14 protein-coding genes are annotated in these 21763 nt (G+C 61.2%); 4 read left to right on the forward strand and 10 right to left on the reverse strand.

All coding sequences use genetic code 11. The annotated features are described in order from the left end of the window. The 7 genes from AC1RS8_RS11530 to AC1RS8_RS11560 all read right to left on the reverse strand — a co-directional run bounded on the left by AC1RS8_RS11530 (position 1) and on the right by AC1RS8_RS11560 (position 10803). The gene (locus AC1RS8_RS11530) at positions 1–2718 is read right to left on the reverse strand and encodes a nitrate reductase (RefSeq protein ID WP_489340076.1); all 2718 of its coding nucleotides are present in this window, start codon (positions 2716–2718) and stop codon (positions 1–3) included. Further along, positions 2718–3035, reverse strand: coding sequence for a nitrite reductase small subunit NirD (nirD, locus tag AC1RS8_RS11535; RefSeq protein ID WP_046042889.1), 318 nt, complete (start codon positions 3033–3035; stop codon positions 2718–2720). The genes AC1RS8_RS11530 and nirD overlap by 1 nt, the downstream gene beginning before the upstream one ends. Continuing rightward, a complete protein-coding gene (gene nirB, locus AC1RS8_RS11540) occupies positions 3032–5485 on the reverse strand; it encodes a nitrite reductase large subunit NirB (protein ID WP_223533166.1) in 2454 nt (817 codons plus the stop codon). The genes nirD and nirB overlap by 4 nt, the downstream gene beginning before the upstream one ends. 289 nt (positions 5486–5774) lie before the next feature. Next, positions 5775–7442, reverse strand: coding sequence for a bifunctional protein-serine/threonine kinase/phosphatase (locus AC1RS8_RS11545; RefSeq protein ID WP_489340077.1), 1668 nt, complete (start codon positions 7440–7442; stop codon positions 5775–5777). A 7-nt stretch (positions 7443–7449) separates the two neighbouring features. Further along, a complete protein-coding gene (locus AC1RS8_RS11550) occupies positions 7450–8661 on the reverse strand; it encodes a nitrate/nitrite transporter (RefSeq protein ID WP_057715698.1) in 1212 nt (403 codons plus the stop codon). Between the two features lie 339 nt (positions 8662–9000). Further along, positions 9001–9576: an ANTAR domain-containing response regulator gene (locus AC1RS8_RS11555; RefSeq protein WP_057715697.1), complete on the reverse strand. Its 576-nt coding sequence runs from the start codon at positions 9574–9576 to the stop codon at positions 9001–9003. Positions 9577–9591: 15 nt separating this feature from the next. Beyond that, positions 9592–10803: a CmpA/NrtA family ABC transporter substrate-binding protein gene (locus AC1RS8_RS11560; RefSeq protein WP_489340078.1), complete on the reverse strand. Its 1212-nt coding sequence runs from the start codon at positions 10801–10803 to the stop codon at positions 9592–9594. A 228-nt stretch (positions 10804–11031) separates the two neighbouring features. Between AC1RS8_RS11560 and AC1RS8_RS11565 the strand changes: the two genes are divergently transcribed. Then, entirely contained in the window at positions 11032–12051 is a 1020-nt protein-coding gene (locus AC1RS8_RS11565; RefSeq protein ID WP_057715696.1) for a quinone-dependent dihydroorotate dehydrogenase, read from the forward strand. Between the two features lie 293 nt (positions 12052–12344). Here the strand turns inward: AC1RS8_RS11565 and rmf are convergent, their stop codons facing one another. After that, entirely contained in the window at positions 12345–12560 is a 216-nt protein-coding gene (gene rmf, locus AC1RS8_RS11570) for a ribosome modulation factor (RefSeq protein ID WP_003223300.1), read from the reverse strand. Between the two features lie 530 nt (positions 12561–13090). On the opposite strand from rmf, the gene rlmKL reads away from it, so the two are divergent. Continuing rightward, positions 13091–15361, forward strand: a complete 2271-nt coding sequence (gene rlmKL / locus AC1RS8_RS11575) for a bifunctional 23S rRNA (guanine(2069)-N(7))-methyltransferase RlmK/23S rRNA (guanine(2445)-N(2))-methyltransferase RlmL (RefSeq protein ID WP_057715695.1) — start codon at positions 13091–13093, stop codon at positions 15359–15361. Positions 15362–15585: 224 nt separating this feature from the next. After that, positions 15586–17985 (forward strand): sensor domain-containing diguanylate cyclase, encoded by a 2400-nt coding sequence (locus AC1RS8_RS11580; protein WP_489340079.1) that lies wholly within the window; start codon positions 15586–15588, stop codon positions 17983–17985. 138 nt (positions 17986–18123) lie between these two features. Here the strand turns inward: AC1RS8_RS11580 and dacB are convergent, their stop codons facing one another. Continuing rightward, complete coding sequence (gene dacB / locus AC1RS8_RS11585; protein WP_223503987.1) at positions 18124–19584, reverse strand: D-alanyl-D-alanine carboxypeptidase/D-alanyl-D-alanine endopeptidase; 1461 nt, start codon at positions 19582–19584, stop codon at positions 18124–18126. A gap of 235 nt (positions 19585–19819) precedes the next feature. Between dacB and AC1RS8_RS11590 the strand changes: the two genes are divergently transcribed. Continuing rightward, entirely contained in the window at positions 19820–20164 is a 345-nt protein-coding gene (locus tag AC1RS8_RS11590; protein ID WP_007971486.1) for a YggL family protein, read from the forward strand. 112 nt (positions 20165–20276) lie between these two features. Here AC1RS8_RS11590 and AC1RS8_RS11595 read toward each other — a convergent pair whose 3' ends face one another. Next, positions 20277–21491, reverse strand: coding sequence for a benzoate/H(+) symporter BenE family transporter (locus AC1RS8_RS11595; protein WP_218496750.1), 1215 nt, complete (start codon positions 21489–21491; stop codon positions 20277–20279). Positions 21492–21763: the final 272 nt, after the last annotated feature.

The following is a 21763-nucleotide window of genomic DNA, read 5'->3' on the forward strand; positions in this document are numbered from 1 at the left end:
TCACGAGAAGACGGTGGCTGGCTGCGCCGTAGCAGCCAGCAGGCGTTTGATTTCCGGAACGCAGGACCCGCATTGCGTGCCGCAACCCAGTTCTTGCTTGAGCCCCTGCAAGTCCAGGCCACGGCTGATGCCGGCGCAGATCGCGTTCTGGCCGACGTTCTTGCAATTGCACAGGATCTTGTTCGAGTTGAAGGGCGTGTCGAGATTGCCCGGTGGTGCGCTCAGCGGCGCAAGCAGCCAGCGCCGCAGTTGCTGGTCCGCGCGACCTTCGAGCCACAGCCCCTGCAACCAGTGCTGGGCAAGGGTTTCACCGGCCAGTCGAATGGCAGTGATCCGGCCATTTTCGATCCGCACGCGCTTGCCTATGGCCCGTCGAGGGTCGTCGTAAGCCAGTACCGGGCCGTCATCGAGCGCCAGGTTTTTATCGATTTCGCTTAGCAACTCTGCCGAAGGTGCTGAAGTATTGGCAGCCCGTACAAGCAGGGCAGGGCGCTCACGGCCAACCAGACTGAGACTGACGTAGGAAAACGCCTCACAGAGCGGTCGTAGCGTTTCAAAATGCCGTTGAACATCGCCCTCGATCAGTGCGAATAGTTTCCAGGGCAAATCCACCGGATCCAGGCGAACGCCGCTGTGTTTAAGTTCGGGCTGTTTCGACAAAGGATCGAATGCGGGCAGAGTGAGACTGTTCACCCCGCCCTTGAGAAAACGGTCGCCCCAGTGCATCGGTAAAAAGGCCTGGCCCGGGCGCACGCTGTCATCGCTGGCAACCGCGACGACGATTGCGCCGCGCCTGCTTTTCAGGCTGACCAGATCCCCCGGCTGCAGGCGATGGCGGCGCAGTTCGTCCGGGTGCAGGCTCAACTCCGCTTCGCTGACATGGCCAAACAGCTGCGCAGCGGTGCCGGTGCGGCTCATGCCGTGCCATTGATCGCGCAGACGGCCGGTGATCAGGGTCAGCGGGAAGCGTGCATCGCGTTGCTCTTTGGCGGCACGGTATGGATCGGCCACGAACTGTGCGCGCCCATTGGCAGTGGCAAATACCCCGTCGACGTACAGCCGGGCCGTGCCTTCAACGGCACCCGCAGGGAAGGGCCACTGCTGCGGGCCGAGACGATCGATCAGTGCATGGCTGATACCGGACAGATCCAGGTCGCGACCTTGAGTCAGTTGTTTGTATTCGTCAAAGACCTGAGCGGGATTATCAAATTCAAACAGGCTGGTTTGGCCGGGACGCAGGTGTTTTTCCAGGCGTTGTGCGAAATCTATGGTGATTGCCCAGTCCGGCCGCGCCTCACCCGGTGCGACGATTGCCTGGCGTACGTGGGAAATGCGCCGCTCGGAGTTGGTCACGCAACCTTCCTTTTCCCCCCAACTGGCGGCGGGCAACAGAAGGTCGGCGAACTTCGCGGTTTCAGTGGTGCTGAAGGCTTCCTGCAACACCACGAACGGGCAGGCTTGCAGAGCTGCGCGCACGGCCGTCTGGTCCGGCATGGATTGCGCGGGGTTGGTGCAGGCGATCCACAACGCCTTGATCTTGCCGTTGCGCACTTGCTCGAACAATTCGATCGCAGTGAGCCCGGGGCTTTCCGGCAGTTGCTCGACGCCCCAGTAGGACGCCACTTGCGCACGGTGTTGTGCATTGGCGGCGTCACGGTGACCGGGCAGCAAGTTGGACAAACTGCCGGTTTCCCGTCCACCCATGGCATTTGGCTGACCGGTGAGGGAGAAAGGTCCGGCGCCGGGACGACCGATCTGCCCGGTGGCCAGGTGCAGATTGATCAATGCACTGTTTTTCGCGCTGCCGGCGGTGGACTGGTTAAGCCCCATGCACCACAGCGACAGAAAGCTCGGTGATGTGCCGATCCACTCGGCACATTGCTGCAATTGCCCGAGGCTGATACCGCAGAGCTGCGAAACCATTTGCGGCGTGTAGTCACGCACCAGGTTTTTCAGCTCGGCTAGGCCTTCGGTGTGGTCCCTGATGAAGTCACGATCTATCCAGTCTTCCCACAGCAGCAGATGCAAAATCCCATGGAACAAGGCGACATCGGTGCCCGGCAAGATCGCCAGGTGCAGGTCAGCCAGATCGCAGGTATCTGTGCGACGTGGGTCAATGACGATGACCTTCATCTGCGGCCGGCGGGATTTGGCTGCTTCCAGCCGGCGAAACAGCACCGGGTGGGCGTAGGCCATGTTGCTGCCGACGATCATCACGCAATCGCTCAGCTCCAGGTCTTCGTAGCTGCAGGGCGGGGCGTCGGCACCCAGGCTGCGCTTGTAGCCGACCACCGCCGAGGACATGCACAGGCGCGAATTGCTGTCGATGTTGTTGGTGCCTACCAGGGCACGCGCCAGCTTGTTGAAGGCGTAGTAGTCCTCGGTCAACAGTTGCCCGGAAATGTAGAACGCCACGCTGTCCGGGCCATGTTCGGCAATGGTCGCGGCAAACACGCTGGTGGCGTGATCGAGGGCGGTATCCCAATCGGTGCGGTGGCGGGCCAGGCTTTTACCGAGGCGCAGTTCGGGGTACAACGCCCGCGCCGTCAAGTCGCCGGTCAGGTGCAGGGTCGAACCCTTGCTGCACAGTTTGCCGAAATTGGCCGGGTGCGCCGGGTCGCCGCTGACGCCGAGGATGTGCTCGCCGTCGTGCTCGATCAGCACCCCGCAGCCGACCCCGCAGTAACAGCAGGTGGACGCAGTGATCTGGCGGTCCATCAGCCTGCATCCCGCAGGGCCAGCATCACCCGGCCATTTTCCACCCGGGCGAGATGGTGATGGGCACAGCCGATGTCCGGGGCCAGGGCTTCGCCGCTTTCCAGGTCGATTTGCCAGTTGTGCAGCGGGCAGGCCACACGCTTGCCGTAGACCAGACCTTGGGACAACGGGCCGCCCTTGTGCGGGCAGCGGTCGTCGAGGGCGAACACTTCGTCGTCGCTGGTACGGAAAATCGCGATGTCTCCCTTTGGCCCGGCGATGATCCGCGAGCCCAGGGCATTGATCTCTTCCAGTGCACAGATATCCAGCCAGTTCATGCCAGCACCTCCAGGTTTTTCACGGGGATGACGTCGAATTCTTTTTTCAGCTGGGGCTGTTCCAGGCGTTCCTTCCACGGGTCCTGTTCGAACGACAGGGAGAATTGCAGGCGATCGTTGAGCGCCTTGCGCCGCTCCGGATCTTCCAGCACGGCTTTCTTGATGTGTTCCATGCCGACCCGTTGCAGGTAGTGCACGGTGCGCTCGAGGTAGAAGGCTTCTTCGCGATAGAGCTGCAGGAATGCACCGTTGTATTCGCGCACTTCTTCGGCGGTTTTCAGTTTGACGAAGAATTCCGCGACTTCGGTCTTGATCCCGCCGTTGCCGCCGATGTACATCTCCCAGCCGGAGTCCACACCGATAATTCCCACATCCTTGATACCGGCTTCCGAGCAGTTGCGTGGGCAACCGGAGACAGCCAGTTTCACCTTGTGCGGCGACCACATGTTGAACAGGTCATGTTCCAGTTCAATGCCCAGCTGTGTTGAATTCTGGGTGCCAAAGCGGCAGAACTCGCTGCCGACGCAGGTTTTCACTGTGCGGATGGATTTGCCATAGGCGTGGCCGGACGGCATGTCCAGGTCTTTCCACACCCCCGGCAGGTCTTGCTTGCGAATACCCAGCAAGTCGATGCGCTGGCCACCGGTGACCTTGACCATCGGCACGTTGTACTTGTCGGCGACGTCGGCGATGCGCCGCAGCTCTGAAGGATTGGTCACACCGCCCCACATCCGCGGGACTACAGAGTAGGTGCCGTCTTTCTGAATATTGGCGTGGGCGCGTTCATTGATCAGGCGCGATTGCGGATCATCCTTGGCTTCTCCTGGCCAGGTGGAGATCAGGTAGTAGTTGAGCGCCGGGCGGCAGGTGGCGCAGCCGTTGGGTGTGCGCCAGTTCAGGTAGCTCATGGTGTCGGCGATGGTCAGCAGGTGCTGCTCGCGGATGGCCTGGCGGATTTGCCCGTGGTTGAGATCGCTGCAGCCGCAGATGGCCTTTTCGCTTTTCGGCTTGACGTCGGCGGCGCCGCCCACGGTGTTGATCAGGATCTGTTCGACGAGGCCGGCGCAGGAACCGCAGGAGCTGGCAGCCTTGGTGTGTTTCTTGACGTCGTCGACACTGAACAGCCCGTGTTCCTGAATGGCCTTGACGATGGTGCCCTTGCACACGCCGTTGCAGCCGCAGACTTCGGCGTTGTCGGCCATGCTCATGGCTTTGTCCTGGCCCTGATGTCCTACGTCGCCCAGTGCATTTTCACCGAACATCAAGTGATCGCGGATCTCACTGATGGCATGGTTTTCACGGATCTGCCGGAAATACCAGCCACCATCTGCCGTATCGCCGTACAGGCAGGCGCCGACCAGCACGTCATCCTTGATCACCAGTTTCTTGTAGACGCCGCCAATCGGGTCCGAGAGGGTAATGGTCTCGGTGCCTTCACCGCCCATGAAGTCGCCGGCGGAAAACAGGTCGATACCGGTAACCTTCAATTTGGTCGAGGTCACCGAACCCTTGTAGGTGGCAAAACCCAGTTGGGCCAGGTGGTTGGCGCAGACTTTGGCCTGTTCGAACAGCGGCGCCACCAAACCATAGGCGATACCGCGGTGGCTGGCACACTCGCCGATGGCATAGATCCGTGGGTCGTAGGTTTGCATTGTGTCGTTGACCAGAATCCCGCGGCTGCACGGAATGCCGGATTTCTCCGCCAATTCGGTATTGGGGCGAATGCCGGCGGCCATCACTACCAGGTCAGCGGGAATGATGTCGCCGTTCTTGAATTGCACCGAACCGACCCGGCCGTTGCCAGCGTCGTGCAAGGCCTGGGTCTGCTCGCACAGGCGAAAGTGCAGGCCGCGAGATTCCAGCGCGGTTTGCAGCAACTGGCCGCTGGTCTTGTCCAGTTGCCGCTCCAGCAACCACTCGCCGATATGCACCACGGTGACGTGCATGCCCCGCAGCATCAGGCCGTTGGCGGCCTCCAGGCCGAGCAGGCCGCCGCCGATCACCACGGCGTGCCGGTGGGTTTTCGCAGTGTCGATCATGGCCTGGGTGTCGGCGATGTCGCGGTAGCCGATCACGCCGTCAAGGGTATTGCCGGGAATGGGCAGGATGAAAGGCGTCGAGCCGGTGGCGATCAGCAGGCGATCGTATTCGGCTTCGCTGCCGTCTTCGGCGATGACCCGGCGCTTGACCCGGTCGATCTCCACCACCTTACGGTTGAGCAGCAGCTTGATGTTGTTTTCCAGGTACCAGTCCAGGTCGTTGAGCACGATTTCTTCGAAGGTCTGTTCGCCCGCCAGCACCGGCGACAGCAGGATGCGGTTGTAGTTGGTGTGCGGTTCGGCACCGAAGACCGTGATGTCGTACAGCTCCGTGCTCAGTTTGAGCAGCTCTTCCAGGGTCCGGACCCCGGCCATGCCGTTACCGATCATCACCAGTTTTAGTTTTTTCATCAGGTTCTCCGGGGAGCTCGGGCCTGCCTCATCAGGGGCAGGCCATGCTCGACAAATTTTGCGCAAACAAAAAAAGGCGTCCCGCTAGTTGCCTAGCGAGGACGCCTTTGTCCTGGTCCCGTTCTCTCGGGAAGTGCAACCTTCGTCGTTGAAGCCTGCGCTGTATGTCTGTTGAAAGAGGTAATGCAGTGGTTATGCCAAGTCGCTCAAATCCCGTGTTTGTTGGCATTTTCCCCGTTCACAAGGGCAGAACCGTGAGGGAGTGCACCGATTCAAGGCGCTTTGCCCGCTAATGGAGCGCAACCATCAGCAGCACCAGATTGAGCAGCAACGATATCAGCGCCAATGTTCGCCAGACTTTCAGCGGTTCGCGCTCCAGCAAGGGCCGGGGGCGCACGCTCAAGCTGTGGCGCTCGCCCTGTTCGATCAGCAACAGCCATTCTTCCGCTGTTTCGAAACGCTGGTCGGGGGCCGCCGCCACGGCGCGCTCCAGGCTATGGGCGATCCAGTCCGGCAGGTCGGGCCGGTAGCGGCTGGCGTTGACCGGGAGGCCAAACCTCGGGCGCTGGAAGGCTTCGATTTCGCCATAGGGGTAATGCCCGGTGAGCAGGAAATACAGGGTTACTCCGACGGCGTACAAGTCCTGCTGTGGCGTCGGTACTTCGCCGCGAAAGGCTTCGGGCGCGATGTAACTGGGTGTACCCGGCAGCGCCCAAGGCAGATCCTGCGAAAGCCCGGGGCAGTAGGCGAGGCCGAAATCCAGCAGGCGCAACTCACCATCGTCCCCCAGCAGCAGGTTTTCCGGTTTGATATCGCGATGCAGGATCTGCCGTCGATGCAACAGGCCGACCGCTCGCAGCAAGCGTTCGGCGATGTCTTGCCACTGGGGCAGCGGCAACGGTCCGCCTTGCTCATGTCGTTGGGCCAGGGTAGCGCCCGAATATTCACGCATCACGTAGTACAAATGCTGACGCTGACTGGCGGAGTGGACTTCAGGAAAATGTCGACCGGCCACGCGTTTGAGGAACCATTCTTCCGACAGTAACGCTTGCCCGGCCTGGTGATCGTCGTGCAGGCGACCGGGCAGGGTTTTCAACAGCCAGGGTTGTTGCTGGCTGTCGCGAACGCGATAAAGCAGCGATTGCTGGCTCTGTGCGACGATCCCCTCGACCTGCCAGCCCTCGAACGCCTGACCCGGTTTCAGGGCAGGCGGCAGTGGCCATTGCTGTAAGTGCATCAACGCATCGCCAATGCTCGCTTCACCGAGGGCATCGACCCGCACCAGCATGGCGCTGGCGTTGTCCTGGCTGCCCGCCAGGTGCGCAGCATTGACCAGGGTGTTCGCAGCGCTGTGCAAGTCCGGTTGATCGCGCAGGATCGCGGCAATGGCGGTATCGCCCAGGACGGCCCAGACGCCGTCGCTGAGCAGGACGAAGCTCTCATCGGGGCGCAACTCACCGTCGAGAAAATCCAGCACCAGGTGTTGATCGAGCCCCAGCGCCCGTTTCAGCACATGCTGCATGCCCGGCTGGTCCCAGACGTGATCCTCGCTGATTCGCTGCAATTGGTCGGCGTGCCAGCGATACACCCGACAATCGCCGACATGAGCCAGGGTAAAACGCCGGCCGCGCAGGACCAGCGCACTGAGGGTGGTCAGCAGCGGTTGTCCGCCGCCATTGGCCTGCAACCAGCGGTTCTGCGCCAGCAGCAGACGATCGAGTGCCTGTGCGACGCTCCAGGTTTCCGGCGTGGCGTAGTAATCCAGCGCCAGGGCCTGCAGCGTCGAACGGGCAGCCAGACCGCCATCGACGCATTGGCTGACTCCGTCGGCAATCGCGAACAGGTAACCCTTGCTCGCGGCCAGCGCCGGAGCCGGCGTGACCAGGCGCAGGGCATCCTGGTTTTCCTCGCGAGGACCGATGGCGCTGGCTTCGGCGAAACTCAGTTGCAGGCTCATCGGGGCGTCAGACTCGCGCTGCCGTCACGGCGGCCGAACCCCAGGTGGTTCTCCAGCGACGTTTTACGCCGTGCAGACCGAACCAGGCCAGAACGCCGAGGCTGGCGAACAACCACAGTGCCAGTTGATAGCTGCCGGTGCTTTGCTTGATCGCGCCCATGCCGGCCGCGAGGGCAAAGCCACCGATACCGCCGGCCATGCCGATCAGGCCGGTCATCACGCCGATTTCCCGGCGAAAACGCTGGGGCACCAATTGGAATACCGCGCCATTGCCTGCGCCCAGACCGAGCATGGTGCAGACGAAAAGTGCCAGTGCGGCGTAGGAACTCGGCAGATTGAAGCCGACCACGGCAATGCAGATCGCCGCGACGGTGTACATAGCCAGCAGAGTCCGAATGCCGCCGAACCGGTCAGCCAGCGCGCCACCCAAGGGGCGCATCAGGCTGCCGCCGAACACGCAGGCAGCGGTGTAGTAGCCGGCAGTCACCGGGCTCAAGCCGTACTGGTCGTTGAAATAACCGGGCAGGGCACTGGCCAGACCGATGAAGCCGCCGAATGTCACGCTGTAGAAAAACATGAACCACCAGCTGTCACGATCGCCCAAGGCCTTGAAGTAGTCGGCCATGGATTTGGCTTTTGGCCGCTCGGGGGCATTGCGGGCCAGCCAGGCGAAGACGATCAGGGTCAGAATCAGCGGAATCAGGGCGAAACCGAACACGTTGCTCCAGCCAACCGCCGCCGCCAGCACCGGGGCGATCAATGCGGCGAGCACCGTGCCCGAGTTCCCCGCGCCGGCGATGCCCATGGCCTTGCCTTGATGCTGCGGCGGATACCACTGCGAGGCCAGGGGCAAGGCGACGGCGAACGAAGCGCCGGCCATGCCGAGGAACAGGCCCAGCAGCAACGCCTGCTCGTAGCTGTGGATTCCGAGTTTCCAGGCGCCGAACAGCGCGCAGATCACGATGACCTGACCGATCAGGCCGGCGGTTTTGGGCGACAGGCGATCAGCCAGCATCCCCATCACGAAGCGCAACACCGCCCCGGCCAGAATCGGCGTGGCGACCACCAGCCCCCGTTGCTGCGTCGTCAGGTGCAGGTCGGCGGCGATCTGTACCGCCAAAGGACCGAGCAGGTACCAGACCATGAAGCTCAGGTCGAAATAGAGGAAGGCTGCGAACAATGTGGGTGTATGGCCGGATTTCCAGAAGCTTGAATTCATTGCGCACCTCAGCTGTGAAGAGTCTCGAAAGGAGTCATGAGCTTGCAGGTGGGGCGCCGATACGGCCGCACCACCGGCCCCGTGCTGTGGGGCCAAAACGAAAAAACGCCGCTACCCGATCCGCCAAGGGCAAATGAGGTGAGCGACGTCTTTGTCGTAGGTGGGGCAACCGCCGTTGGTTACCTGTGTTGATTACTTAGCGAGATCTGTGCCAACAACCGAAACCGGGTTGCAGCCATTCGCGAGCAAGCCCGCTCCCACAGGTGATTCGTGTTCGGCGTAGCGCCCTTGTGGGAGCGGGCTTGCTCGCGAAGGCGATAGAACATTCGCCACGGAACTTCAGCCGAGCAACTCGCTCATGGCAATAATCTGCTCCGCCACTTGAATCAGCTTCTGCTGGCGGCTCATCGCCTGGCGGCGCATCAGTGTGTAGGCCTCTTCCTCGTTGCAGTCCTTCATTTTCATCAGCAGTCCCTTGGCCAGTTCAATGCGCTTGCGCTCGGCCAATTGCTGGTCGCGGGCATGCAGTTGGGCACGCAAGGCCTGATCGCTTTCGAAACGTGCCATGGCCACATCGAGAATCGGCTGCAGGCGTTGTGCGTGAATGCCTTCGACGATGTAGGCGCTGACACCGGACTTGATCGCCTGTCGCATCACATCGGGGTCGTGTTCGTCCGTGAACATCACAATCGGTCGTGGCTGGTCGCGAGTCACCAGCACCACTTGTTCCATGACATCGCGGCCCGGTGACTCGGTATCGATCAGAATCACATCCGGACGCACCGTTTCGACGCGTTCGGGCAGGTCGATGGTCAGGCCGGATTCATCGATCACTTCGAATCCGGCCTCGATCAGGGCGGCCTTCAGGCGCCCGACTTTTTTAGCGGTGTCGTTGATCAGCAGGATACGCAGCATGTTCATGGTCTCCTGTCAGCGGCTGGCGGATCGGTGCGAGCTGTCGCTCATGGCGTGCAGTTTGAAACTGCGGGCATAACCGGCCGGGTCCGAACCGTCCCAGGTCTTGCCGTCGATCAACTGACTGCTGCGCATCTTCTTGCCCAGTGCCGCGACCCCTACAGCGCTGGCCGCTTCACGATACAAGTCTAGTTGCTGGACTTGACGGGCCACGGCGAGGTAATCCGGGTCGTCGCGCAACAAACCCCAGCGACGGAACTGGGTCATGAACCACATGCCATCGGACAGGTACGGCAGATTGACCTCGCCTTCACCGTGGAAGCGCAGGGCGTGTGGGTCTTGCCAGCGATTGCCCAGACCATCGACATAGTCGCCCAGCAGGCGCGGCTCTATGCACTCCAGCGGCGCATCGAGGTATTGCGCTGCACTGAGCAATTGCGCGGTGCTGCGACGATTTTCGCTGCTTTCTTCAATGAAGCGACTGGCCTCCAGAATCGCCATCACCAACGCGCGGGCAGTGTTGGGGTATTGCTCGACGAAGGCGCGGGTGCAGCCCAGGACCTTTTCCGGATGATCGGGCCAGATGGTCTGGGTCGTGGCCAAGGTGAAGCCGAGGTCCTGTTGCACGGCGCTGGCGGACCAGGGTTCGCCGACGCAGAGCCCGTCGATACGCCCGGCCCGCAGGTGCGCGACCATTTGCGGCGGCGGCACCACCACGCTGTCGACATCCAGGAGCGGGTGAATGCCCTGGCTGGCGAGCCAGTAATACAACCACATGGCGTGGGTGCCGGTTGGAAACGTTTGGGCGAAGGTGAATTTTGAGCGAGTTTGGTGCACGTGCCGTTCCAGTGCTTCAGGACTGGTCACTCCAAGCGCTTGCAAACCACGGGACAGGTTGATGCTCTGGCCGTTCTGATTCAGGCCCATCAGCACGGCCATGTCGGTCGCGGCCACGCCACCGATGCCCAGGTGAACGGCGTAAACCAGACCGTAGAGGCTGTGGGCGGCATCGAGTTCGCCGCTGACCAGTTTGTCCCGCAGGTTGGCCCAGGACGACTGACGCTTGAGGTTCAGGGTCAAGCCATGGGGTTGGGCGAAGCCCTGGGTGGCGGCGACAACCACCGAGGCGCAGTCGCTCAGAGCCATGAAGCCGAGATTGATTTCGGTTTTTTCCGGGGCATCGCTGCCATTGACCCAGGCCAGAGGGCCGGCTGATGGTTCGTTCATCGCGTGTTCACCTTGCAAAAAAAACGTCGTCCCGAGTTCTTGCATGAGCAGGTCGGGGACGACGCCATTGTCTTTGCACACATTCGGTCGTTGGCATGGGTGCTGGTGCCCAGAGTGGTGCAAGGCATATGCCATTATCCGTTGATTTGATCACGCGCCTCGCTTGCCACCCCGTTGCCCGGCTATAATCGCCGCCTCAATTCGCCGCCAATCGAGTCAAATCCGCCCATGTACACCCTGGCCCGTCAGCTGTTGTTCAAACTCTCCCCGGAAACCTCCCACGATCTGTCCCTGGACCTGATCGGCGCGGGCGGGCGTCTTGGGCTCAACGGCTTGCTGTGCAAGGCCCCGGCGAAGACGCCGGTGAATGTCATGGGCCTGGACTTCCCGAATCCGGTGGGGCTGGCCGCCGGCCTGGACAAGAACGGCGCGGCCATCGATGGTTTCGCCCAACTGGGTTTCGGTTTTGTCGAAATCGGCACCATCACGCCGCGTCCGCAGCCGGGCAACCCGAAGCCGCGCCTGTTCCGTCTGCCGGAAGCCGAGGCGATCATCAATCGCATGGGGTTCAACAACCTCGGCGTCGATCACCTGCTGGCCCGCGTGGCGGCGGCCAAATACAAGGGCGTGCTGGGCATCAACATCGGCAAGAACTTCGATACGCCGGTCGAGCGTGCCGTGGACGACTACCTGATCTGCCTGGACAAGGTCTACGCCCACGCCAGCTATGTGACGGTCAACGTCAGCTCGCCGAACACGCCGGGCCTGCGCAGCCTGCAATTCGGTGACTCGCTCAAGCAGTTGCTGGCCGATCTGGCCGAGCGCCGCGCGGAACTGGCCTTGCGTCATGGCAAACATGTACCGCTGGCGATCAAGATCGCGCCGGACATGAGCGACGAAGAAACCGCACAAGTTGCGCAAGCGCTGATCGAAACCGGGATGGATGCGGTCATTGCGACTAACACCACCCTGAGCCGTATAGGCGTCGAAGGCATGGAGCACGGCGAAGAAGCCGGTGGTCTGTCCGGCGCGCCGGTTCGCGACAAGAGCACCCACACCGTGAAAGTGCTGGCATCGGAGCTGGGTGGTCGGCTGCCGATCATCGCTGCCGGCGGTATTACCGAAGGCAAGCACGCAGCGGAGAAAATCACCGCGGGCGCGAGCCTGGTGCAGATCTACTCGGGCTTCATCTACAAAGGCCCGGCGCTGATTCGTGAGTCGGTAGACGCAATCGCAGCACTACGCTGAAGACTGTTGGGGCTTTTGTGGCGAGGGGGCTTGCCCCCGTTCGGCTGCGAAGCAGCCGCAATTCCGGCCACTGTGTTTTACCTGTGTCACCGAGTCGATTGGTTTCGGGGCCGCTTCGCGACCCAACGGGGGCAAGCCCCCTCGCCACAAGGGTATCGTCGCTGAATGTGAAGCAGGCATAAAAAAGGGCCCCTTTAAAGGAGCCCCTGGGCCGGAGCCCGCCGTCCGGATGGGACGTGCATGGTTAATTCAGTACAAATCAGATTGTCGTGTCGGAGTGTTCTGCCCTGTAATTAGCCGACGGCGTGAAGTTCGTTGAGTCTGTGGATTCCCGCAGTGCCGGTCATACCGTCCCAGTTGTCGCCGCGTCCTTCTCGCCAGCCGTTAATCCAGGCTTGACGTACCGACGGTAGAGTAAATGGGCAAAGCTCACGGGATTTACCACCAACGCCATATTGATATCCGCGCAAAAATGCTCTTTCCAACGGATCACGCTTAAGTCTTCTCATAGGGTGTTGCCCTCACTTGTTGACTGTATTTATCGCGTCGACCTCTATTGAGGTCTGGCAGAAAAACTCTGCCGTTGGGGGCTCGTTGCCGGCGTGACGAGCCAAGGTGTTGGCGTCATTGCGGCGCCAACCTGTATTGAGTTCTAACCAATGCGTCACATCGAGGGAATGATCGTTTTGTCATAAGGACGTAACCGTTCATGTGCTAACGCCATAAGTAACAGAGCGTTTGTAGCGTATTTATTGGCCAAACCCCGGTATGATCGGCTCTGCGCTGGATGATGGGCTTAATCCTTTAGTGAGAATGGCTCCCGTTGCCGGGAAGCACTATTCGACGAAGGGTCGACTTATGACATTTTGTTGCATCAACTTTTTTATCTGTCCTTGCATCTAAGCTCATTTAACCCGAGCAGCAGGGGTGGAACGGCACACCTTCGTGCCACGCGGGCGCTCTTCGAGAAAAGTGCCTGATTGAAAACCGGACCGGCAATGCGTTGCCCGGTCACTTAGCTAAAGGTTCTGGAATTCCCATGTCCGATCGTTTCGAACTCTTCCTCACTTGCCCAAAAGGCCTTGAAGGCCTGCTCATCGAGGAAGCCGTCGGGCTTGGCCTTGAGGAAGCGCGGGAGCACACCTCTGCCGTACGCGGCATGGCCACAATGGAAACCGCTTATCGCCTGTGCCTGTGGTCGCGCCTGGCCAACCGCGTGCTGCTGGTGCTCAAGCGTTTCCAAATGAAGGACGCCGAAGACCTGTACCACGGCGTGCTGGACATCGAGTGGCAAGACCACATGCTCAATGACGGCACCCTGGCCGTCGAATTCAGCGGCCATGGCTCAGGTATCGACAACACCCACTTCGGCGCGCTGAAGGTCAAGGACGCCATCGTCGACAAACTGCGCACCCCGCAAGGTGACCGTCCGTCCATCGACAAGCTCAACCCGGACCTGCGCATTCACCTGCGCCTGGATCGTGGCGAAGCCATTCTGTCTCTTGACCTGTCCGGTCACAGCCTGCACCAGCGCGGCTATCGCTTGCAGCAAGGTGCGGCGCCGCTCAAGGAAAACCTCGCGGCCGCCATCCTGATCCGTTCCGGCTGGCCCCGTATCGCGGCCGAAGGCGGCGCTCTGGCCGACCCGATGTGCGGTGTCGGCACGTTCCTGGTGGAAGCCGCCATGATCGCTGCCGACATGGCGCCGAACCTGCGTCGCGAGCAGTGGGGCTTCACCGCCTGGCTCGGTCACGTACCGGCGCTGTGGAAAAAACTCCACGAAGAAGCCACCGAACGCGCCGCGGCCGGCCTGGCCAAGCCGCCGCTGTGGATTCGCGGTTACGAAGCCGACCCGCGCCTGATTCAACCGGGTCGCAACAACGTCGAACGTGCCGGCCTCAGTGAGTGGATCAAGATCTACCAGGGTGAAGTCGCGACCTTCGAGCCGCGTCCGGACCAGAACCAGAAAGGCCTGGTGATCTGCAACCCACCATACGGCGAGCGTCTGGGCGACGAGGCGAGCCTGCTCTACCTTTACCAGAACCTTGGCGAACGCCTGCGTCAGGCTTGCCTCAACTGGGAAGCCGCGGTGTTCACCGGCGCCCCGGACCTGGGCAAGCGCATGGGTATCCGCAGCCACAAGCAGTATTCGTTCTGGAACGGCGCCTTGCCGTGCAAGCTGTTGCTGATCAAGGTGTTGCCGGATCAATTCGTCACCGGCGAGCGTCGTACTCCGGAGCAGCGCCAGGTCGAGCGCGAGCAAGCCGCCTACGATCAGGCGCCGAACGAACCGCAGGAACGCAAGTTCAACAAAAACGGCAACCCGATCAAACCGGCGCCGGCACCGGCTCCAGTGGTCGAGCAGCCGCGCCTGAGCGAAGGCGGGCAGATGTTCGCCAACCGCCTGCAAAAGAACCTCAAGGCCCTGGGCAAGTGGGTCAAGCGTGAAGGCATCGACTGCTACCGCGTGTACGATGCCGACATGCCGGAATACTCCATGGCCATCGACCTGTATCACGATTGGGTGCATGTCCAGGAGTACGTCGCGCCGAAATCAATCGATCCGGAAAAGGCTTCGGCCCGCATGTTCGATGCCCTGGCAGCCATCCCGCAGGCGTTGAACATCGACAAGAGCCGTGTGGTGGTCAAGCGCCGCGAGCGCCAGAGCGGCACCAAGCAGTACGAGCGCCAGGCGGCACAGGGCAAGTTCGTCGAGGTCAATGAGGGTGGCGTGAAGCTGCTGGTGAACCTCACCGACTACCTCGACACCGGTCTGTTCCTCGACCACCGGCCGATGCGCATGCGTATCCAGAAAGAGGCGGCCGGCAAGCGCTTCCTCAATCTGTTCTGCTACACCGCGACGGCCAGTGTGCATGCGGCCAAGGGCGGCGCGCGCAGCACCACCAGTGTCGACCTGTCGAAAACCTATCTGGACTGGGCGCGTCGCAACCTGTCGTTGAACGGTTTCTCCGACAAGAACCGTCTGGAGCAGGGTGATGTGATGGCGTGGCTCGAAGCCAGTCGTGACGAGTACGACATGATCTTCATCGACCCGCCGACGTTCTCCAACTCCAAGCGCATGGAAGGTGTCTTCGACGTGCAACGCGACCAGGTGCAACTGATCGACCTGGCCATGGCGCGACTGGCGCCCGGCGGCGTGTTGTACTTCTCCAACAACTTCCGCAAGTTTGAACTGGAAGCCAACCTCGGCGAGCGTTATGCAGTCGAGGAGATCACCGCCCAGACCATCGACCCGGATTTTGCCCGCAACGCCAAGATCCATCGCGCCTGGAAAATCACGGCTCGTTGATAGCTGTGCTGATTCACTGTAGGAGCGAGCCTGCTCGCGATGAACCCGAAAGCGCCGCGTGTATTCAGAAAGCACGCGTTATCGTTATCGACCATCGCGAGCAATCGAGCGTCGACCGGCTGCTCCTACAGGGTTTCAGGGCTGGTCAAATTAGTGGCTAATAGCTATAACTCAGTTCATGGCCAAAGGGCTTCTCCGCACCTGGCGTTTTGAGTTTGCGTTTTATGTCGTTGCACGCCGTGCGCCCCAGGATCCTGGGAATAATCAGCGAAGATGCCTCGGCCTGGTTGGTCGCGCTGCTGGTATTGCTGGTTGGCGGGGTGCTCACCGGGTTGCTGGCGTGGTCGACGCTGAATCTGTTTCACCATCAATTGCGGCAACGTTTCCAACTGCTGGCCAGTGAACGTTACAGCCGTATCGAAGAGCGTTTCGAAGATCAGGAGCAGCGCCTCGACGGCCTGCGCCGGTTTTTCGCCAATTCCGATTCGGTGTCCCGAGCGGAATTCGACGGCTACACCCAACCTTTGCTGCTGCGAACCCAAGCGTATTCCTATGCCCAGCGGGTCACTCGTGACGAGCGGGCGGCGTTCGAGCGTCGGGTGCGAGACGAGGGCTTGAACAACTTCACCCTGAGGGAGCTCAACGCCGACGGCCAATTGCAACTGGCCAGCGAGCGAGATGAGTACGTGGCGGTGCTGTACAGCCAGACGCAAAGCAAACTCGGCGCTCCTTTCGGTTACGACTTGCTGGCTCAGCCGCTGCGGCGTGCCACGCTCGCTCGGGCCGATCAGCGTGGCGGTATGGCGGTATCACAACCGATGCATCTGGTGAGTATCGAACCGGCTTATGCCCGCGGCGTGCTGCTGGTCGCGCCGCTCATGCAGCGCAGCAGTCAGGACCGCAAATCCACGAAGCCCTACGGTTATGTCATGGCCGTGATCAGCATGCGCCAGTTGTTGGCGGACGGACTGCCGGACGCCAGCCATGACTATCTCTCGGTGCGCATCCTCGATTTGTCGATCGATGACCAGCACGAGGTGCTGTTCGAGTCACCCAACCCGCCGGCCATCAGCGAGCTGTCGGCCACGCGCCTGTTGCGCATGGCCGACCATGACTATCAAGTCGATATCCAGCCCAGCGATGCGTTCGTGAAGGCCAATCATTCCTCCGTGACCAGTGTGGTGGTGTTGGGTGGAATGCTCAGCGTGATGCTCAGTGCCTTGCTGTACGTGTTGGTCAGCCAGCGGCAGCGGGCGTTGAAAATGGTCGAGCAACGCACCCGGGAGCTACGGGATCGAGAGCAGGAGCTGCGCGGCACCCATGGTCAGTTGCGTGGTGTGCTGAATGCCGCCACCCAGGTCGCGATCATCGCCACCGACCTGCGCGGTGTCATCAGCACCTTCAACGCCGGTGCTGAGCAGATGCTTGGCTATACCAGTGCCGAGGTGGTGGGGCATATGACCCTGGAGAGCCTGCACCTGCCCCGGGAGCTGGTCGCTCGCTCGGCAGAGTTGAGCGCACGCTATGGTAAACCGGTGCCGACCTGCCAGGCGATGCTGGTCGAAGGCGACGCGCAGGGCAGCCACGAGGCGCGGGAGTGGACGCTGGTACGTGGCGATGGCAGCCATTTGATAGTCAACATGCTCGCCACGCCAGTGCTCGACGAGCAAGGCCTGTGGGTCGGGCACCTGGCGGTGTGCATCGACATCACCGAACGCAAGCGTGTCCATGAGGCGCTCGCGGCGCGGGATCTGTTGTTGAAGAAACTCAGCGCCCACGTGCCCGGTGGCATCTACCAGTTCAAGATGGAGTTCGACGGGCGTTTCAGCGTGATCTACGCCAGCGACGGCATTCGCGAGATCTACGAGCTGGAACCTGACGTGCTGCTGCTCAATGCCGAAGCGATCTTCACCCGGATTCACCCCCAGGACAGCACCCGTGTCCGTGCCTCGATCCGCGCCTCGGCCGACACCCTCAGCCCCTGGCGCGAGGAATACCGCGTGCAATTGCCGCAACGGGGTCTGCGTTGGGTGCGTGGCGAGGCCACGCCAGAGGAACTGCCCGGTGGCGGTGTGCTGTGGCACGGCTACATCTCGGACATTTCCGATAGGAAGCGGGTGGAAGAAGAGTTGCGCGCGTTGTCGGTCACCGATTCCCTGACCGGTATCCACAACCGGCGTTATTTCCAGGAGCGCTTGACCATCGAAATGGCCCGGGTGGAGCGTGGCGGTGGGGATCTGTCGGTGATCATGCTCGATATCGACCATTTCAAGCGCATCAATGACCTGCATGGTCATGCCATCGGTGATCGGGTGTTGCAGGCTGTGTGCCAACGGATCGGCCACCGGCTGCGTCGCACCGATGTGTTCTGCCGCTTGGGCGGTGAGGAGTTCATGGTGCTGTGCCCGGATATCAGCGGCGAACAGGCCTATATGTTGGCCCAGCAATTGTGGCAAGGCCTGCGCAGTTCACCCATTGAAGGTGTCGGTACGGTCACTGCCAGTTTCGGGATTGCCAGTTGGCGGGTCGGGGAGGGCGCCGATGCTTTGCTGTTGCGCGCGGATTCCGGGGTTTACGCGGCGAAGCAGGCAGGAAGGGATCGGGTAGAGGGGGAGATGAGTTAACCCGGGTTGTACGCAGACCCTGTGGGAGCGAGCTTGCTCGCGATAGCGGTTTTACATTCAACATTGATGCTGACTGTCATGCCGCCATCGCGAGCAAGCTCGCTCCCACAGTAGATCTCTGGAGCTTTCCAGATTCGGTTACAACACCGACGCCGTTTGCGGCGTTTTCGGTTGGCGGTACAGATCCAGCAGCACCTGATCGAGCACCGACGAGGCGCCGAAAGGGGCCTTGTCGTTGAGGATTGCCACCACCGCCCAGGTGTTGCCGTTGACGTCGCGACTGAAACCGGCGATCGCCCGCACGGTGTTCAGGGTGCCGGTCTTGACGTGGGCTTCACCGCGCATCGCAGTGGTCTTCAGGCGTTTGCGCATGGTGCCGTCGGTGCCGGCGATCGGCATCGAACTGATGTATTCGGCGGAATACGGACTGTGCCAGGCAGCTTCCAGCATCGAGGCCATTTCTCGGGCGCTGACACGCTCGGCACGGGACAGGCCGGAGCCGTTCTCCATCACCAGGTGCGGCGCGGTGATGCCCTTTTTCGCCAGCCACTGGCGCACGACACGCTGGGCAGCCTTGGCGTCGTCACCATCGGCATCGGTGCGGAAGCGTTGGCCCAGGCTCAGGAACAACTGCTGGGCCATGGTGTTGTTGCTGTACTTGTTGATGTCGCGGATGATTTCCGCCAGGTCCGGCGAGAACGCCCGGGCCAGGACCTTGGCGTCTTTCGGTGTTGGCGCCAGCACATCCCTGCCCTGAATGCTGCCACCCAGCTCCTTCCAGATCGCGCGGACGGCGCCGGCGGTGTAGGTCGCGTGGTCGAGCAGCGACAGGTAAGTCTGTGAGCTGCAGCCTTCACCCAGTTGGCCGCCGACCGTCACGGTCACGCTGCCGTCGGCCTGAGCCACCGGGTTGTAGCGCACGCCACCGGTGCATTGCTTGGAGTTGAGGGCCTTGACCTGGTTGTCGATGCGGATGCTCGCAATCGGCGGCTCCACCGAGACCAGCACCTTGCCCGAGTCATTGCGCGCGACGAAGCGCAGCGCCTTGAGGTTGACCAGCAGCGAGTCGGGCTTGACCAGGAACGGCTTGTTATCGTCGTTGCCGTCGTCATTGAACTCCGGCAGTTGCGGTTGCACGAAGAAGGTTTTATCCAGCACCAGATCGCCGGTGACCTGGGTCACGCCGTTGGCGCGCAGGTCGCGCATCAGCAGCCAGAGTTTTTCCATGTTCAGCTTCGGATCGCCGCCACCCTTGAGGTAGAGGTTGCCGTTGAGAATGCCGCCACTGAGGGTGCCGTCGGTGTAGAACTCGGTTTTCCACTGGTGGTTCGGGCCGAGCATTTCCAGCGCCGCGTAGGTAGTGACCAGTTTCATGGTCGATGCCGGGTTGACCGACACGTCGGCGTTGAACACCGTCGGGGTGCCGGGGCCGGTGAGGGGGATCATCACCAGCGACAGGGCGTTGTCCTGCAGCTTGCTGGCTTTCAGGGCTTTTTCAACGTTGGGCGACAACGCGGTATTGATTGGAGCGGCGGAAACGTGGAGGGCCAGGGGGAGAAGAAAACCGGCCAACAGCAAAGGACGCAAAGATTTGATCATCTGAAATAAAACCCTACAGCCGAGGGGGAAATATAAAGAGGGCATGGAGATAAATTCCCTCAATGGTCATGAAAGTGTCGGCATTATGCCCCAAGGTGTCACGGCTTGTGCCGTGCGCGAGCATCCTGATCGGCTATTTTTTTACCGACGGTAGGCGTGGTGGCCCAGAGAGTCAGGCAATCGGCGGCTTAAACTGCTAAAGTGCCGCCCGTTATTACTTAAGAGGATTGTTCCAATGGCGACTAACCGTTCCCAGCGTCTGCGCAAAAAACTGTGCGTCGATGAATTTCAAGAGCTGGGTTTCGAACTGAACCTGGATTTCAAAGAAGATTTGGCTGATGAAGCCATTGATGCTTTCCTCGACGCGTTCCTCAAAGAAGCCATGGAAGCCAACGGTCTGGGTTATGTTGGCGGCGACGACTACGGTCTGGTTTGCCTGCAGAAGCGTGGCTCGGTCAGCGCTGAACAGCGCGCTGCCGTTGAAGCCTGGCTCAAAGGCCGCACCGAGCTGACCAGCGTTGAAGTCAGCCCGCTGCTGGACGTCTGGTACCCGGAAAAGCCGATCAATCCGGTAGCTTGATGTTCCAGAAAAAACGGCGACCCAAGGGTCGCCGTTTTTTTATGCTTTTTTTGTAGGAGCGAGCTTGCTCGCGATGAACCTGAGAGCGCCGCAGGGTCTCAGGTTTCCAGCGTTATCGTTGACGACCATCGCGAGCAGGTTCGCTCCTCCAGTTCAGAATCAGCAGTGTCACCACCCCCGCGACAATCCCCCAGAACGCCGAACCGATGGAAAACAGCGTCAGCCCCGATGCCGTGACCATGAAGGTGATCAGCGCCGCTTCACGTTCCTTCACTTCGCTCATGGCGATGCTCAAGCCATTGATGATCGAGCCGAACAGTGCCAGCGCCGCAATCGACAGCACCAGTTCCTTGGGCAGCGCGGCAAACAATGCCGCGAGCGTCGCGCCGAACACGCCGGCAATCCCGTAGAAAATCCCGCACCAGACTGCCGCGGTGTAGCGCTTGTTGCGATCCTCATGGGCGTGGGGCCCGGTGCAGATTGCTGCGCTGATCGCCGCCAGGTTGATCCCGTGGGAACCGAACGGTGCCAACAGTAAACTGGCGATGCCGGTGGTGGTGATCAGCGGCGAGGCAGGTACCGTGTAACCATCAGCGCGCAATACGGCGATGCCGGGCATGTTTTGTGAGGTCATGGCGACGACAAACAGCGGGATGCCGATGCTGATGGTCGCGGCCAGGGAGAAATGCGGTGTGGTCCAGACCGGCGTGGCCACTTCCAGGTGGAAGCCGCTGAAGTCCAGTAACCCCATGAAGCCTGACAATGCCGTGCCGATCAGCAATGCCGCCAACACCGCATAGCGCGGCGACAGGCGCTTGACCACCAGATAAGTGACGAACATCCCCAGTACCAGGGCAGTGCGGTGTTGCGCTGCGACGAAAATCTCGCTACCGATCTTGAACAGGATCCCCGCCAGCAGGGCGGCGGCCAGGGATGCCGGAATCTTTTTCACCAGTCGTTCGAAGCTGCCGGTCAGCCCGCAAATCGTCACCAGCACCGCGCAGGTAATATAGGCACCAATGGCTTCGCCGTAGCTCACGCCGCCCAGGCTGGTGATCAGCAGCGCTGCGCCCGGGGTCGACCAGGCAATGGTGATCGGCGTGCGATAACGCAAGGACAGGCCGATGGAGCACACCGCCATGCCGATGGAAATCGCCCAGATCCACGAAGAAATCTGCCCGCTGCTCAGGCCCGCCGCTTGCCCGGCCTGGAACATCAGCACCAGGGAGCTGGTGTAGCCGGTCATCATGGCGATGAAGCCGGCGACGATGGCCGAGGGCGAGGTGTCGGCCAACGGGCGGATTTGCGTGTGGGTGGCGTCGTTCATGACGGCGGTGTTCCTTTTACAGATGAAGATGTCCGCTGCAACACGAACTCTGTGGGAGCGAGCTTGCTCGCGATAACGGTGGATCAGCCAACAGAAGTGCTGAATGTGACGCCGCCATCGCGAGCAAGCTCGCTCCCACAGGGATCGCGTTACAAGGGCGGATTCTGTGAACAAGCCTAAACTCAAAAGTAACCAGACGTTGCAATACAGCCGAGGCAACATTCAGCCGTACAGTCGTGTTGCCACCCTCCATTGTGTACAATCGCAGTGTT

The organism is Pseudomonas sp. GW821-FHT12A04 (assembly GCF_058807755.1).

Excerpts from the sequence above, each read along its gene's own strand:
- AC1RS8_RS11530 (WP_489340076.1), bottom strand. The coding sequence starts at position 2,718 with ATGGACCGCCAGATCACTGCGTCCACCTGCTGTTACTGCGGGGTCGGC.
- nirD (WP_046042889.1), bottom strand. The coding sequence starts at position 3,035 with ATGAACTGGCTGGATATCTGTGCACTGGAAGAGATCAATGCCCTGGGC.
- nirB (WP_223533166.1), bottom strand. The coding sequence starts at position 5,485 with ATGAAAAAACTAAAACTGGTGATGATCGGTAACGGCATGGCCGGGGTC.
- AC1RS8_RS11545 (WP_489340077.1), bottom strand. The coding sequence starts at position 7,442 with ATGAGCCTGCAACTGAGTTTCGCCGAAGCCAGCGCCATCGGTCCTCGC.
- AC1RS8_RS11550 (WP_057715698.1), bottom strand. The coding sequence starts at position 8,661 with ATGAATTCAAGCTTCTGGAAATCCGGCCATACACCCACATTGTTCGCA.
- AC1RS8_RS11555 (WP_057715697.1), bottom strand. The coding sequence starts at position 9,576 with ATGCTGCGTATCCTGCTGATCAACGACACCGCTAAAAAAGTCGGGCGC.
- AC1RS8_RS11560 (WP_489340078.1), bottom strand. The coding sequence starts at position 10,803 with ATGAACGAACCATCAGCCGGCCCTCTGGCCTGGGTCAATGGCAGCGAT.
- AC1RS8_RS11565 (WP_057715696.1), top strand. The coding sequence starts at position 11,032 with ATGTACACCCTGGCCCGTCAGCTGTTGTTCAAACTCTCCCCGGAAACC.
- rmf (WP_003223300.1), bottom strand. The coding sequence starts at position 12,560 with ATGAGAAGACTTAAGCGTGATCCGTTGGAAAGAGCATTTTTGCGCGGA.
- rlmKL (WP_057715695.1), top strand. The coding sequence starts at position 13,091 with ATGTCCGATCGTTTCGAACTCTTCCTCACTTGCCCAAAAGGCCTTGAA.
- AC1RS8_RS11580 (WP_489340079.1), top strand. The coding sequence starts at position 15,586 with ATGTCGTTGCACGCCGTGCGCCCCAGGATCCTGGGAATAATCAGCGAA.
- dacB (WP_223503987.1), bottom strand. The coding sequence starts at position 19,584 with ATGATCAAATCTTTGCGTCCTTTGCTGTTGGCCGGTTTTCTTCTCCCC.
- AC1RS8_RS11590 (WP_007971486.1), top strand. The coding sequence starts at position 19,820 with ATGGCGACTAACCGTTCCCAGCGTCTGCGCAAAAAACTGTGCGTCGAT.
- AC1RS8_RS11595 (WP_218496750.1), bottom strand. The coding sequence starts at position 21,491 with ATGAACGACGCCACCCACACGCAAATCCGCCCGTTGGCCGACACCTCG.